The organism is Bacteroides sp. GM023 (genome assembly GCF_014750685.1).
Lineage (GTDB): Bacteria > Bacteroidota > Bacteroidia > Bacteroidales > Bacteroidaceae > Bacteroides.
The window spans coordinates 164,389-178,177 of sequence record NZ_JAAXGE010000001.1; the positions used below are offsets into that span (position 1 = coordinate 164,389).

Consider the following 13,789-nt stretch of genomic DNA (forward strand, 5'->3'; position numbering starts at 1 on the left):
ATATATATGGATTAATTATGTATCAATAGACTTTCGTCGGCATTTCCTTGATTATACCAATTCTGTTCATTCTTGCCACCACTTTGGGCCCATTTGGCAAAGCCTTTATAAGCTTTCAGGAAATCAGCTCCTTCAATGGCATGTGCTGCATTACCCGGTACTCTCAATCCCCAAATCAGGCGTTCTTTACTAAAATAGTAATTATCGTCTTCTTCATCTCCATCTGATTCACGTACCGGAAGTAAGTTCTTATCGTTGAATGGATATTTGTAAACTACCGGTTCAATGCCATTCATATGAATTTCTGTTCCGCTATCACTGCGTTTTAGATATAAATCGAATTCATCGTCTTTCAATATTTCTTTTACTTCTTTTCTATCCTTTAATTCAATCAGAATATGAACTTCAGGTAAGTCACCCGTAGTCACCAAAGCTTTCTTTTCTGTATTAAAATATTGGCTACCTGCGGGCTTATGCAGATTTTTAGTTAATAGGCTGCAATCAAGAACAATATGTTTATTGGGGATGAGTTTTATTTCATCAGGTGCAGGGTTTATGTTATTTGACTCATACACTTCTATACTTTCTATTTCATCAGGATCTATCTCTTTCAACCTTAAATAAGGAGAATAAGGGAATATTCCACCAACAGCTCTTAGGCGTAAACCTATCTGTATGTATTTTGCAGTATATTTTTTACCATCCTTTTTCAGACCTTGGAATTGTACCTTATAATTTACTACAAAATCATTGAAATCATAATCTCCTAATGAAGGGAATTGGTCTTCGAACATGATTGTTCCCCAACCATTCTTGGGATGATAAATGACTCCTTCTACTTTTTTTGTATCATCTTCTATATCATTGCCGCGTGTGATTGCACGAGTTTTATTAACCTTAGCATCAGTAATGTTCAGTGAGAAGTGTCCGTCTGCAACAGGTATGGCTACTTTCTTTATACCATTATTAGTGGTTTCATATTGAGCATACAACGTTTTTGCGTAAGTAGGAATACTTATAGGAAGACTTGAGGTTTCTGCATCTACAGGGATATCCATTCCTAATCTTTCTCCTTCACTACATGCCTCATCCAGAAAAAGAGAAACAGTGGTAGGAGTAGTAGCTGATACATTTCCGCTGGCTGCCTGAGTCAATTTCCATTGGAAATCTTCCGGTATCTCAAGGTCTTTTACATGAATTTCTTTCTCGGGTTGTTTGCTTTCATCATAAAGGTTCTTCTCGCAGGAACTGAAAGCGAATGTTCCTAATAAGCAAGAAGCCAACAGCGCAGTCTTCTTTTTCATAATAGCAGTGCTTGTTTTGTTAATAATTGGGTTGCTTTTAATGGTTACAAAGGTCGGGATTATTTGCATATTAAGCAAATAAAGTTGCAGATTTTATTTGAAGTCTCCTAATTATTTGCAAATTTTCTTCTTTTTGCCTAGCTTTGAAAACCAAATAAGTAGAAATCCGAGTAATGAAAGATTATAAAGTTGATAAAGCGAGCCTTTCCGATAACTTCTGCCAAGAAGTATATCAGGTGGTCTGTGAAATTCCTTCAGGTAAAGTTTCCACTTATGGTGGTATAGCTGCATTATTGGGAATACCTCAATGCTCCCGCATGGTAGGTCGTGCCTTGAAGCAAGTGCCGGATGACGTTTCTGCGCCTTGTCATAGGGTTGTCAATGCATCGGGGCGTCTCGTTCCCGGTTGGGAAGAGCAAAAACTATTACTCTTGGAAGAAGGGATTTCTTTCAAACAAAATGGGTGTGTAGACTTGAAAAAGCATCTTTGGAACTACTCCGTTTCTGAATAAAATTTGCATCTTTAATCTATTTTGCCTATCTTTGCACTAACAATATGCAAAAACAGGCTGTAATTCATATATAAAAATACTGTTTTTTACTGTTCATTGAGAGGATAATCTTATCAAATACTATTCCTTTTAAACTACTCAGTCTGTTTTTTTAATCATTAAAAACTCATCAGGTTGTCATGTTATAATGTAACGTGACCGAACCAAGCGAACTTTCAACTTGTTTATCATTGGTGAGAATGATAAGCGCAACAGTTGAAAACAAAACAAATATTATAATCTAAACCAATATATTATATGAGCAAAATAGAAATAAAGGATTTATATCTCATCTTCGGTCATGAGAAACAGAAAGCACTCAAGATGCTGAAAGAAGATAAGAGCAAAGCGGAAATCCTGAAAGATACCGGTTGTACGGTAGGAGTGAAAGATGCCAATCTTTCAATTAACGAAGGAGAATTTTTTGTAATAATGGGACTCTCCGGCAGTGGAAAATCGACATTACTACGTTGTATAAACCGTTTGATACGCCCCACATCGGGGCAAGTACTCGTCAATGGAGTAGATATTTCCAAAGTTTCCGAAAAAGAACTTTTGCAAGTCCGTCGGAAAGAACTGGCTATGGTTTTTCAGAACTTCGGGTTGTTGCCCCATCGTTCCGTATTACATAATATCGCATTTGGACTCGAACTTCAGGGAGTGAAGAAAGAAGAACGTGAAAAGAAAGCCATGGAAAGTATGAAGCTAGTCGGGCTGAAAGGTTACGAGAATCAAATGGTAGGTGAGCTTTCCGGTGGGATGCAACAACGTGTCGGGCTAGCCCGTGCCTTGGCCAATAATCCCGAAGTACTTTTGATGGATGAGGCTTTCTCCGCCCTCGACCCTCTGATTCGCGTACAGATGCAGGATGAACTGCTGGCTTTGCAATCAAAGATGAAAAAGACCATTGTCTTCATTACCCACGACTTGAGCGAAGCAATCAAACTGGGTGACCGTATTGCTATTATGAAAGACGGGGAAGTCGTACAAGTAGGAACTTCAGAAGAAATTCTGACTGAACCCGCTAACGACTATGTGGCCCGCTTCGTAGAAAACGTAGACAGAAGCAAGATTATTACCGCTTCATCCTTGATGATTGACAAACCATTGGTTGCCCGCTTGAAGAAAGAGGGGCCCGAAGTACTGATCCGTAAAATGCGTGCGAAGAATATAACAGTGCTTCCTGTCATAGATGCCGACGACAAGTTGGTAGGAGAGGTGCGTCTGAATGACCTGCTTAAACTGCGTAGTAAACAGGAGAAATCCATAGAACCAATTGTACGGACAGAAGTCCATTCAGTATTATGCGACACAGTATTGGAAGATATTCTCCCTCTGATGACAAAAAGTAATTCACCGGTTTGGGTGATTGATGAAACACACGAATTTCTGGGAACTATCCCACTATCATCCTTAATCATTGAAGTGACAGGAAAAGATAAAGAAGAAATAAACGAAATAATCCAAAACGCAATAGATTTATGATAAATATAGGACAATATATAGAAAGTGCCATCAATTGGATGATGGTACATTTCGCCACTTTTTTTGATGCCGTGAATGCAGGTCTCGGCAGTTTCATTATCGGATTTCAACACATCCTTTTCGGAATCCCCTTTTATATAACCATCCTCGTACTTGCCGTCGCAGCCTGGATGAAAGCAGGACGCGGAACAGGTATCTTCACGGTATTAGGCTTATTACTAATCTACGGCATGGGATTTTGGGAAGCAACCATGCAAACCTTGGCTCTCGTATTATCATCTACCTGCCTGGCATTGATTGTCGGTGTTCCTTTAGGAGTGTGGACGGCAAACAGTCCGCGTGCGGATAAGATACTCCGCCCCATTCTTGACTTGATGCAGACTATGCCTGCTTTTGTTTATCTGATTCCTGCCGTTCTTTTTTTCGGCTTAGGGGCAGTGCCCGGAGTGTTTGCCACCATCATTTTTGCCATGCCGCCTGTAGTCCGGCTTACCGGATTGGGAATCCGGCAAGTTCCTAAAAATGTAGTGGAAGCTTCCCGCTCGTTCGGAGCTACCCGCTGGCAGTTACTTTATAAAGTACAGCTTCCTTTGGCGTTGCCTACTATCCTGACCGGAGTAAACCAAACAATCATGATGTCACTTTCCATGGTCGTAATCGCCGCAATGATTGCTGCCGGTGGTTTGGGAGAAATCGTATTAAAGGGTATTACCCAAATGAAAATCGGACTCGGATTTGAAGGCGGTATAGCAGTGGTTATCTTGGCTATAATCCTAGACCGTATCACACAAGGAATGGCAGGAAGAAAAAGTAAGAAGGATTAAAATAGAAAGAACGAAAACAAGAAAGACAGAAAACAGAAAGGAATAAAAATGAGAATATATAAATTAGTAGGAATCGTACTGTCCGCTTTGTTTTTGCTGGCTTCCTGTACGAATTCCGACTCAAATAAGAAAAAAGTAAAAATAGCCTATGCCAATTGGTTGGAAGGAATAGCCATGAGCCATTTGGCAAAAGTGGTACTGGAAGAACAAGGATACGAGGTTGAACTACAGAATGCCGACCTTGCACCCATCTTCGTATCCATATCAGGAAAGAATTCAGATGTCTTTTTGGATACTTGGTTACCGATAACAATGAAAGATTATATGGACCAGTATGGTGACAGCATCGAATTTTTGGGCGAAGTATATGGAGAAGCACGTGTCGGACTGGTCGTACCTCAATACGTTACCATTAATTCCATTGATGAACTGGCCGCCAATAAAGACCGGTTCTCTTCTGAAATAGTCGGAATCGATGCCGGTGCAGGAATCATGAAAACCACGGATAAAGCCATCTCAGCTTATGGCCTTGACGGCTATACACTGCTGACTTCAAGTAGCTCGACGATGCTTGCATCTCTGAAAAAAGCGATGGAGAAAGGCGAATGGATAGTTATTACAGGATGGACACCACACTGGATGTTTGATCAGTTTGATTTGAAATTCCTGGAAGACCCGAAGAAAGTATATGGTGACTTGGAAGAAATCCATGCCATCGCCTGGAAGGGATTCAGTGAAAAAGACCCTTTCGCAGCGGAGTTCTTTAGTAATATCAAATTAACGACAGAGGAACTCAGCTCCTTTATGACAGCTATGAAAGACGCCCGGATGGACGAAGAAGACATAGCACGCAAATGGCGGGATGAACATCGGCAGTTGGTGGATAGCTGGATACCGAAATCAAAGGAATAAATAGATGAATAGATTGATTAAATAATACGAATCAGTAGTTGGATGAGAGTAAAAACGTACTGACATGTAACAGGCTTGAACATGAAAACCGACTTGAACATAAGAACTGACTTAGACATAAAAAAAGGGAGTCATGCATTGAGCAGACTCCCTTTTTTATATCTATCTGAGTGTGATTAATTATTCAGCATCCCAGTTTCCTTTAGCCAAACGTTTGTAGCTGTTGTAACGCCATTTAGCGTTGTCTTCAGCAGCCTGGAACAGTTCTTCAGCTTCTGCAGGATACATTTTCATTACAGAAGAGTAACGAACTTCGCTCTTGAGGAACGGTTGGAAATCTTCCCAGTTCGGTTCTTTGCTATCCAATTGGAATGGATTCTTACCTTCTTCTTCCAAAGCCGGGTTGTAACGCCACAAGTGCCAGTAACCGCACTTAACAGCCTTTTCTTCTTCTTCCTGGCTCTTACCCATACCAGCTTTCAGACCGTGGTTGATACACGGAGCGTAAGCGATAATCAAAGATGGTCCCGGATATGCTTCAGCTTCGCGGATAGCTTTCAGAGTCTGAGCCTGGTCAGCACCCATAGCAATCTGAGCAACATATACATAACCATAAGTAGTAGCCATCAGACCGAGGTCTTTCTTACGTACACGCTTACCAGCAGCAGCGAACTTAGCAATAGCACCTACCGGAGTAGCCTTAGAAGACTGACCACCTGTGTTAGAGTAAACCTCAGTATCAAGAACAAGGATGTTAACGTCCTTACCGGAAGCGATTACATGGTCAAGACCACCGTAACCGATATCGTAAGAAGCACCGTCACCACCGATAATCCACTGGCTGCGTTTAACAAGATATTGTTGCAGTTCAGCGATTTGCTTGCAATGATTACATTTATCTTTGTTAGCTTCAACTACCGGGATAATCTTAGCTGCCAATTCTTTAGTCTTGTCAGCATCCAGCATATTGTTGATCCATTCAGCGAACAGTTCTTTCACATCAGCAGGAGTGCAGTCAGCAGCGATAGCTTCGTTCATAACTTTCACGATACGGGCACGCATCTTCTCGTTAGCCAATTCCATACCCAAACCAAATTCGCAGAAGTCTTCGAACAATGAGTTAGCCCAAGCAGGACCATGTCCGTTTTCGTTCATTGTATAAGGAGTAGAAGGAACAGAACCAGAGTAGATAGAAGAACATCCGGTAGCGTTAGCAACCATTTCACGGTCACCATACAACTGAGTAATCAGTTTCACATACGGAGTTTCACCACAACCTGAGCAAGCGCCTGAGAACTCAAACAACGGAGTAGCGAACTGAGAATTCTTCACGTTAGCCTTGATGTCAACAAGATGTTGTTTAGTCTTCACGTTTTCAGAACAGTAAGTCCAGTTGTCAGCTTCAGCCAATTGGCTTTCGAGGTGTTTCATAGCCAATGCCTTGCCACCCTTCTTCGGATTACCCGGACAGATGTCGGCACAGTTACCGCAACCCAGACAGTCGAGAACATCAACCTGGATACGGAATGTCATACCGTCGAATACTTTACCTACCGCTTTCAATTGTTCGAACTTAGCACCCTTCTGCTCTTCAGCATCGAGTACGAACGGACGGATAGAAGCGTGAGGACAAACGTATGCACACTTGTTACACTGGATACAGTTTTCAGCATTCCATTCAGGAACGAATGCAGCTACACCACGTTTTTCGTATTTAGAAGTACCTTGATACCAAGTACCGTCTTCGATACCTTTGAATGCAGATACAGGCAACAAGTCACCATCCTGTGCATTGATCGGACGAACTACTTCGTTGATAAATGCAGGATCGTTGTTTTCAGCTTTTGCATCATCCGGCAGGTTAGCCCATGCAGGATCAACAGCCAAAGTCTTGTATTCACCACCGCGGTCTACAGCAGCATAGTTCTTGTTGACAATGTCTTCGCCCTTCTTACCGTAAGACTTAACGATGAATTTCTTCATCTGTTCAACAGCCTGTTCAACAGGAATTACACCTGTGATACGGAAGAATGCAGACTGAAGGATAGTATTGGTACGGTTACCCAAACCAATTTCCATAGCAATCTGTGTTGCGTTGATATAATATACAGAAATGTTGTTTTGTGCGAAATATTTCTTAACCTTGTTAGGCAGGTTCTTAGCCAAGTCTTCACCTTCCCAGATAGTGTTCAGCAAGAAAGAACCGTTCTTACGCAAACCACGGGTTACGTCGTACATGTGCAGGTAAGCCTGAACGTGACAAGCAACGAAGTTCGGAGTATTTACCAAGTAAGTAGAACGGATCGGAGTATCACCGAAACGCAAGTGAGAACAAGTGAAACCACCTGACTTCTTAGAGTCATAAGAGAAGTAAGCCTGGCAGTGTTTGTCAGTGTTGTCACCGATAATCTTAACAGAGTTCTTGTTAGCACCTACCGTACCGTCAGCACCCAAACCGTAGAATTTAGCTTCGAACATACCTTCGCCGCCCAAAGCGATTTCTTCTTTTTGAGGAAGAGAAGTGAAAGTAACGTCGTCTACTATACCGATAGTGAAGTGGTTCTTCGGCATTGGCATAGCCAGGTTTTCGAATACTGAGATAATTTGAGCAGGAGTAGTGTCCTTAGAACCCAGACCGTAACGGCCGCCAACGATAACCGGAGCATTTTCTGCACCGTAGAAGCAGTCTTTAACGTCAAGGTAAAGAGGTTCGCCGGTAGCACCCGGTTCTTTTGTACGGTCAAGAACTGCGATAGTCTTAGCAGTCTTAGGTACAGCAGCCAGGAAGTGTTTTGCAGAGAACGGACGATACAAGTGTACGGCAACCATACCCACTTTTTCACCGTTTGCTACCAAGTGGTCGATAGCTTCACGGGCAGCTTCAGTCACAGAACCCATTGCGATAATCACGCGTTCTGCATCATCAGCACCGTAGTAATCGAACAAACCGTATTTACGACCTGTCAGCTTGGAAATTTCATTCATGTATTCTTCTACGATAGCAGGAACTGCTTCATAGTAGTTGTTGCATGATTCACGATGTTGGAAGAAATGGTCAGGGTTTTCAGCCATACCACGAGCAACCGGATTCATCGGATTCAGTGCGCGGGCACGGAATTCAGCAAGAGCTTCCTGATCGATCAGCGGAGCCAAGTCGTCGTTTTCCAACATTTCAATCTTCTGGATTTCGTGAGAAGTACGGAAACCATCGAAGAAGTTCATGAAAGGAACGCGAGATTTGATAGTAGCCAGGTGAGCAACACCGGACAAATCCATAACTTCCTGTACAGAACCTTCAGCCAACATAGCAAAGCCAGTCTGACGAGCTGACATTACGTCTTGGTGGTCACCGAAGATACACAATGCGTGAGAAGCCAATGTACGTGCAGATACATGGAATACGCAAGGCAAAAATTCACCGGCAATTTTGTACATGTTAGGAATCATCAGGAGAAGACCCTGAGAAGCAGTGTAAGTACTAGTCAACGCACCAGCCTGAAGAGAACCGTGAACTGCACCGGCAGCACCACCTTCAGATTGCATTTCCTGTACCAATACTGTTTCGCCGAAGATGTTCTTGCGTCCTGCGGCAGCCCATTCGTCTACGTACTCAGCCATAGTCGAAGAAGGAGTGATGGGGTAGATAGCAGCTACTTCAGAGAACATATACGAGATATGCGCTGCAGCCTGGTTACCATCACAAGTGATGAATTTCTTCTGTTTAGTCATAACTAAATTAAATATTTAAGTAAATAAATCATTTCAAAAAAGGTATGGAGAGCGGGTATTTCCACAGCTTTCCGTCCAGTCCTTTGATGCCTCCGATAATAGGAAACACAAAGTATAAGATTAATAAAAGTGCGAAGGGCAATGTTCCTAAGTTGAACAAAGAACCGCTTAACAATGATAATGGAGAGGCTAATACCCCGAAGACTCCACCGATAAACTGCCCTGCAAATATAAGCCCTATTATTAATGTATAAATAGCCCAACTGATTAACCAGTTGAATATATATTTTCCTTGCGTACTGACTGCTTCCGATTTATCTTTTCCGATAATCCATGCGATAATAGAAATAATCCATCCCCATGTTGGTATCAGAAGCAGAAAATTCATCATTCCCATATAGCTATTTTCAGAAATACCTAATACTCCTTTGGGAGTTTCTTCATTCAGTATTTTCTGTTTTTCTTGTTCGAATTCTTCATCAGTCAGTGCACCTGACATGCGCAGCTTGTTCAATTCATCTAACTTCTTGTAATCCATAATCGTATTTTTTAGTATAAGAAGCCAAACATCCAGAGAGGTATCTGGTTACCCCGACCTATCTCTGCCTTGTGTAACGCGTACGTCACATTCGGATTGTTCTTTATCTTTGCTCCTTCCTGGCAAATCTTGAACGGCATTACTTCGTCCACCATAAATGAGTAGTTTTTGTCTCCTTTATGTATCTTATGGTCTTTCCATAAGGAATTTGCAAAGAAAGTGTCCAGTACATCCTGCTCTTCCACTTTCACCGGATAGATGGAATACATCAGATTGGAATTGTGCATCATTATCTTTGATGGTTTTTTCGGAAATTCTTCCCCTTTCGGATAAACCAGGTTAATGAGTCGTGCGTCTGCCAGATACTTGATATAATTCATCACCGTGGCGCGGGATGTCTGTATGTCACTTGCCAGTTGGCTCACATTGGGAGCCTTCGGACCGTCTACAGCGAGCAAATATAGTAATTTTTTTATCTTTGAAAGATATTTCAGTTCAATTTGTTTGAGAAGCAGAATATCCACTTCCACCATCATATTCATCGTTTTCAGCAGATTCTCCGAAAAGTTACGCTTTTCGAGGAAGAACGGGTAAAACCCATGATGCAGATAATCCTGAAAATAATCCAGCGGACGAACTTTAGAAAGTACTCCTTTGGCGATCTGTTCGTGCGTGCTTAGAATCTCTTCAAGGCTGTAAGCCCGGAATTTCATACCTGTTTGCAGGTTCAGGAATTCACGGAAAGAGAATCCGCGCAGGTTATAACTCTTTGCGATATCACGCAGTTCGAGGTTTTCTTCTTTCAATCGCATCACGGACGAACCGGTAAAAACAATCTTCAGATTGGGAAAACGGTCGTAGCACATACGCAGTTCTCTGCTCCATTCCGGATGCTTGAATACTTGGTCGATCAGTAATACTTTTCCACCGCGTTTTTGAAATTCGTTGGCAAAATCCACGATGCTGTGTCCCGAGAAGTAGAAATTGTTCATATTGATGAACAGGCAAGAACGGTCGTTCCCAAATTTCTCTTTGGCATATTGGAGCAGGAAAGTGGTTTTTCCTACGCCACGTGTCCCTTTGATACCAATCAGGCGGTCGCTCCAGTCGATCTCGTCCATGAGGTCGCGGCGAACGGGGGCATTGGTGTGCTCAACAAGATAGGAGTGCGTGCGATAGAATGATTCCATTTCTGTTCTTTGTTTTTCGGGGGGCAAATATAGTGCTTTTTTTAGGATTTGCAAAGTAGAGATGGCAAAATTGTGCTTTTAATTCTAACTTTCTGTTTATTGTAGCCATTCCTGACTATTTCCTGCATATATTTGCAGAATAAAGTTTGAATTCGTTTGAAATGGCTAAAAAGACTCTTTATATATTCAACCCGGAACATGATTTGGCATTGGCCAGCGGTGAAACAAACTATATGGCACCGGCTTCCGCTCGACAGATGTCGACAGAACTGGCTTTGCTGCCGATGTGGTATGCAGAAGAGGGGAGTGCGGTACTGGCTCCTTCCGCTTACAATCTCGATTATATAAAAAAAATGCAGGAATTACTGGGACTTTCCGTGCATTTGATGACAGAACCGGAACTTGCTTCCGAGCGGAATTTGGATATTCATCCCTGGGGATGGGATATAGCTGTAAGGAAACGGCTGTTGGATTTGAGGGTAGAAGAAAGCAGACTTCCATCTGTCGGACAATTAGATGAATTGCGTTCCTATTCCCATCGTTCCTGCGCAGTAGAATTGTTGTCCCATCTGCAATTGGGAACTTATTTTTGTGGTGAATCTTTCTTCCTGACGCTTCCTGAAGAATGGGAATTATTTGTAGAATCGCACAATACTTGTCTGTTGAAAGCACCTCTGTCCGGCAGTGGAAAGGGATTGAACTGGTGCAAAGGCGCATATACTCCTTCGATTTCCGGCTGGTGTTCACGTATCGGAAATCAGCAAGGAGGCGTAATCGGTGAACTTATATATAATAAGGTGGAAGATTTTGCTATGGAGTTTCATTCTTCGGGCAATGGCCGATTTAACTTTGCCGGATATTCTCAATTCCGTACAAGTGGAAGTGGCGCCTATGAGGGGAATCTTCTGCTTTCGGATGCTGCCATTGAACGGAATCTTTCGGAATATATTCCTGTCGGGGAAATTCATAAACTACGCAACCGTCTTGAACAAGAATTATCCCTTTGTTTCGGAATCAATTATGATGGTTATTTGGGAGTGGATATGATGATCTGCCGCTTTCCGGAATCCCCTGTTTATCGTATTCATCCGTGTGTGGAAATTAACCTGCGAATGAATATGGGAGTAGTTGCACGTCGTTTGTATGATCGGTATATATGTCCTGCTTCGACAGGCGTCTTTCAGATAGGCTATTATCCTTTGGCAGGAGCAGCTTGGAGCGCACACGAGGAAATGGCAGAGGCTTATCCTTTGAAAATAGAGCAGGGAAGAATACGTTCAGGTTATTTGCCATTAGTGCCCGTTCATAAAAAGAGCAACTATCGGGTGTGGATACTTATTTCAACTTGATATTGTCACTTTCCTTTTATGTGAGTAGTCAATTACCGTAGTTATTAAGGAGTAAAGTCGGCGACTTTAACATAGATACAAGTCACTCATAATCTATTTTGAAAGCACTCTGTTTTCGTTTCACGTACGTCATCTGCTCGGATTACATACATGAACCCGAAGGTATACGTACGTGAAACGTATACCCCATGTACGTGAAACAAAGTGTTTCCACTGTTCGAATAGGTTAAACAAGCGTTTCTAATCACTTAATCATTGCTTTATACTTTGCTATATACGGCGGATTAATCAGGAAAGATAGCCATAGAAAGCTATTTTGGAAAGAGAAAAGTGACAATAGAAAGCAGCTATTCTTCTATTGTCACTTTATTGTCACCGGTTATTGTCACCGCCTTGCTTTTGATTATCAACTTGTTAACCTTAAAAAGTGACAAGTGACAATAAAAACTTACTTTTTATTGTTGCACTGCTGTACTTTCATTTCCGTAACGGTCAATAGCCGTAACTGCAAAATGCTTTTTCGCATTCCAGGGTAGGATAGGAGCATAAATATAACTTGTCTCCCGAACACTTTGTGCAATAATGTTTTCCGGTCGGTTCGTGTCTACCGGATATTCGTTCGATGCGTAAATGACATACATCGGGTTATTACGTGAGTCATTGTCAGTAGCAGCTTGCCATTTTAGTTCCGTATATCCATGGTCGATATCAGTTACTTTCAGTTCGGACGGAGCTGTAGGCGGAACATTATCCAGCCAGGGCATAGATGGCTGTAAAGCCGGATATGCATAGAAGTTTTCGGCTAATTCATCATAAATACCTTGTGTATTCTCCATGAGATATTTCACCCGGTAGTGTGCTTCACCCGCCAGTTTATGACTGCGGATGAAATTCATCTGACGGTCTATCTCGTCGCGCGTCCATTTTCCTTCGTCGGGATGAAGGAAATAAATGCCGAGCCCCGGAATCACCTGTCGCCCGTTGCTCTGTTCCTGCCAGTCGAGGGCAAAAGGATAGAAACTGTTCCCTTGGAAATACATCATTGGATATATCTGATCCATGATACCTTCGCCAAGCCATCCTTGCGGGTCTTGATAAACAGTGAAGAAAGCATTCCATCCACGGGAAGGATAGCGTGAAGTATCCCGGTATTTTCCTACCGGACTCGCACTTAGCTTCACCCACGGTTTCATGGCCTTTACACCTTTATGTATATAACGTACGATTTCCGAGATATTATCCCGTCGCCACTGTTCTACTGTACGGCCTTTGCTATATCGGCGGAAGTCGTACTTGTCGGGAAAGAGAGGAGCATTCTCGGGATAACGCAGGTAATCGAAATGCACTCCGTCAATATCATAACGGCTTACTACTTCCCGCACCAGTTTCATCAGATACTCTTTAGTCCCCGGATGTCCTGGATTCAGGAAATATTCATTCTTATACGGTACGCAAATATCTTTCATCCGCTTAGTGACGGACTGGCTGCCGAGAGAAGCGGCATGTTTCCTGTTTCCCAGCGGGATAGTCACCATCCAGGCATGACACTCCATGCCCCGCTTATGACACTCTTCAATGGCAAAAGCAAGCGGATCATATCCGGGATTCCCACCGGATTTTCCTGTCAGGATAGAGTTGAAAGGTTCGATGGACGAAGGATATAACACATCCCCGCGTGTACGTGTCTGAAACAGGACGGTATTAAAGTTGGCAGCTTTCAGTTTATCGAGAATATCCACCAGTTCTTCCTTCTGCTTGCGGATACTTTGCGGACTTACAGCACGTGTACGAGGCCAGTCGAGACCATACAGAGCTGTGAGCCATGCGGCACGGACTTCATACTTGGGCTGTGCAGCCATCGGGAGTAAAGGAAACAAAAGTGAAAGAATGAAAATAGATAGGCGCAT

General features: G+C 42.6%; 10 protein-coding genes. 5 read left to right on the forward strand and 5 right to left on the reverse strand.

Annotated features, from left to right (window positions below; genetic code table 11):
• Positions 1 to 11: 11 nt before the first annotated feature.
• Positions 12 to 1,394 carry an LruC domain-containing protein gene (locus HC965_RS00560; protein WP_191030029.1) on the reverse strand — a complete coding sequence of 461 codons (1,383 nt, stop codon included), beginning with the start codon at positions 1,392 to 1,394 and terminating at the stop codon, positions 12 to 14.
• 83 nt (positions 1,395 to 1,477) lie between these two features.
• Between HC965_RS00560 and HC965_RS00565 the strand changes: the two genes are divergently transcribed.
• The 4 genes from HC965_RS00565 (at position 1,478) to HC965_RS00580 (ending at position 5,076) form a co-directional block, all read left to right on the forward strand.
• Positions 1,478 to 1,816: an MGMT family protein gene (locus tag HC965_RS00565; protein ID WP_191029600.1), complete on the forward strand. Its 339-nt coding sequence runs from the start codon at positions 1,478 to 1,480 to the stop codon at positions 1,814 to 1,816.
• Between the two features lie 297 nt (positions 1,817 to 2,113).
• On the forward strand, positions 2,114 to 3,340 hold the full coding sequence (locus HC965_RS00570) for a glycine betaine/L-proline ABC transporter ATP-binding protein (RefSeq protein ID WP_073342548.1): 1,227 nt from the start codon (positions 2,114 to 2,116) through the stop codon (positions 3,338 to 3,340).
• Positions 3,337 to 4,164, forward strand: coding sequence for a proline/glycine betaine ABC transporter permease (locus tag HC965_RS00575; RefSeq protein WP_191029601.1), 828 nt, complete (start codon positions 3,337 to 3,339; stop codon positions 4,162 to 4,164). The genes HC965_RS00570 and HC965_RS00575 overlap by 4 nt, the downstream gene beginning before the upstream one ends.
• Before the next feature lie 48 nt (positions 4,165 to 4,212).
• Positions 4,213 to 5,076, forward strand: a complete 864-nt coding sequence (locus tag HC965_RS00580) for a glycine betaine ABC transporter substrate-binding protein (protein WP_191029602.1) — start codon at positions 4,213 to 4,215, stop codon at positions 5,074 to 5,076.
• Positions 5,077 to 5,256: 180 nt separating this feature from the next.
• Here HC965_RS00580 and nifJ read toward each other — a convergent pair whose 3' ends face one another.
• Genes nifJ through HC965_RS00595 form a run of 3 tightly spaced genes read right to left on the reverse strand, consistent with a single transcriptional unit; the run spans position 5,257 to position 10,533 of the window.
• The gene (gene nifJ / locus HC965_RS00585; protein WP_191029603.1) at positions 5,257 to 8,805 is read right to left on the reverse strand and encodes a pyruvate:ferredoxin (flavodoxin) oxidoreductase; all 3,549 of its coding nucleotides are present in this window, start codon (positions 8,803 to 8,805) and stop codon (positions 5,257 to 5,259) included.
• A 28-nt stretch (positions 8,806 to 8,833) separates the two neighbouring features.
• Positions 8,834 to 9,343, reverse strand: coding sequence for a DUF4870 domain-containing protein (locus tag HC965_RS00590; protein WP_191029604.1), 510 nt, complete (start codon positions 9,341 to 9,343; stop codon positions 8,834 to 8,836).
• Positions 9,344 to 9,354: 11 nt separating this feature from the next.
• Positions 9,355 to 10,533, reverse strand: coding sequence for an ATP-binding protein (locus HC965_RS00595; protein WP_191029605.1), 1,179 nt, complete (start codon positions 10,531 to 10,533; stop codon positions 9,355 to 9,357).
• Positions 10,534 to 10,694: 161 nt separating this feature from the next.
• On the opposite strand from HC965_RS00595, the gene HC965_RS00600 reads away from it, so the two are divergent.
• Positions 10,695 to 11,882, forward strand: a complete 1,188-nt coding sequence (locus tag HC965_RS00600) for a hypothetical protein (RefSeq protein ID WP_191029606.1) — start codon at positions 10,695 to 10,697, stop codon at positions 11,880 to 11,882.
• Positions 11,883 to 12,337: 455 nt separating this feature from the next.
• Here HC965_RS00600 and HC965_RS00605 read toward each other — a convergent pair whose 3' ends face one another.
• Positions 12,338 to 13,789 carry a glycoside hydrolase family 10 protein gene (locus HC965_RS00605; RefSeq protein WP_191029607.1) on the reverse strand — a complete coding sequence of 484 codons (1,452 nt, stop codon included), beginning with the start codon at positions 13,787 to 13,789 and terminating at the stop codon, positions 12,338 to 12,340.

Coding starts and splice junctions, on each gene's coding strand:
- HC965_RS00565 (WP_191029600.1), top strand. CDS start 1,478: ATGAAAGATTATAAAGTTGATAAAGCGAGCCTTTCCGATAACTTCTGC.
- HC965_RS00570 (WP_073342548.1), top strand. CDS start 2,114: ATGAGCAAAATAGAAATAAAGGATTTATATCTCATCTTCGGTCATGAG.
- HC965_RS00575 (WP_191029601.1), top strand. CDS start 3,337: ATGATAAATATAGGACAATATATAGAAAGTGCCATCAATTGGATGATG.
- HC965_RS00580 (WP_191029602.1), top strand. CDS start 4,213: ATGAGAATATATAAATTAGTAGGAATCGTACTGTCCGCTTTGTTTTTG.
- nifJ (WP_191029603.1), bottom strand. CDS start 8,805: ATGACTAAACAGAAGAAATTCATCACTTGTGATGGTAACCAGGCTGCA.
- HC965_RS00590 (WP_191029604.1), bottom strand. CDS start 9,343: ATGGATTACAAGAAGTTAGATGAATTGAACAAGCTGCGCATGTCAGGT.
- HC965_RS00595 (WP_191029605.1), bottom strand. CDS start 10,533: ATGGAATCATTCTATCGCACGCACTCCTATCTTGTTGAGCACACCAAT.
- HC965_RS00600 (WP_191029606.1), top strand. CDS start 10,695: ATGGCTAAAAAGACTCTTTATATATTCAACCCGGAACATGATTTGGCA.
- HC965_RS00605 (WP_191029607.1), bottom strand. CDS start 13,789: ATGCGCCTATCTATTTTCATTCTTTCACTTTTGTTTCCTTTACTCCCG.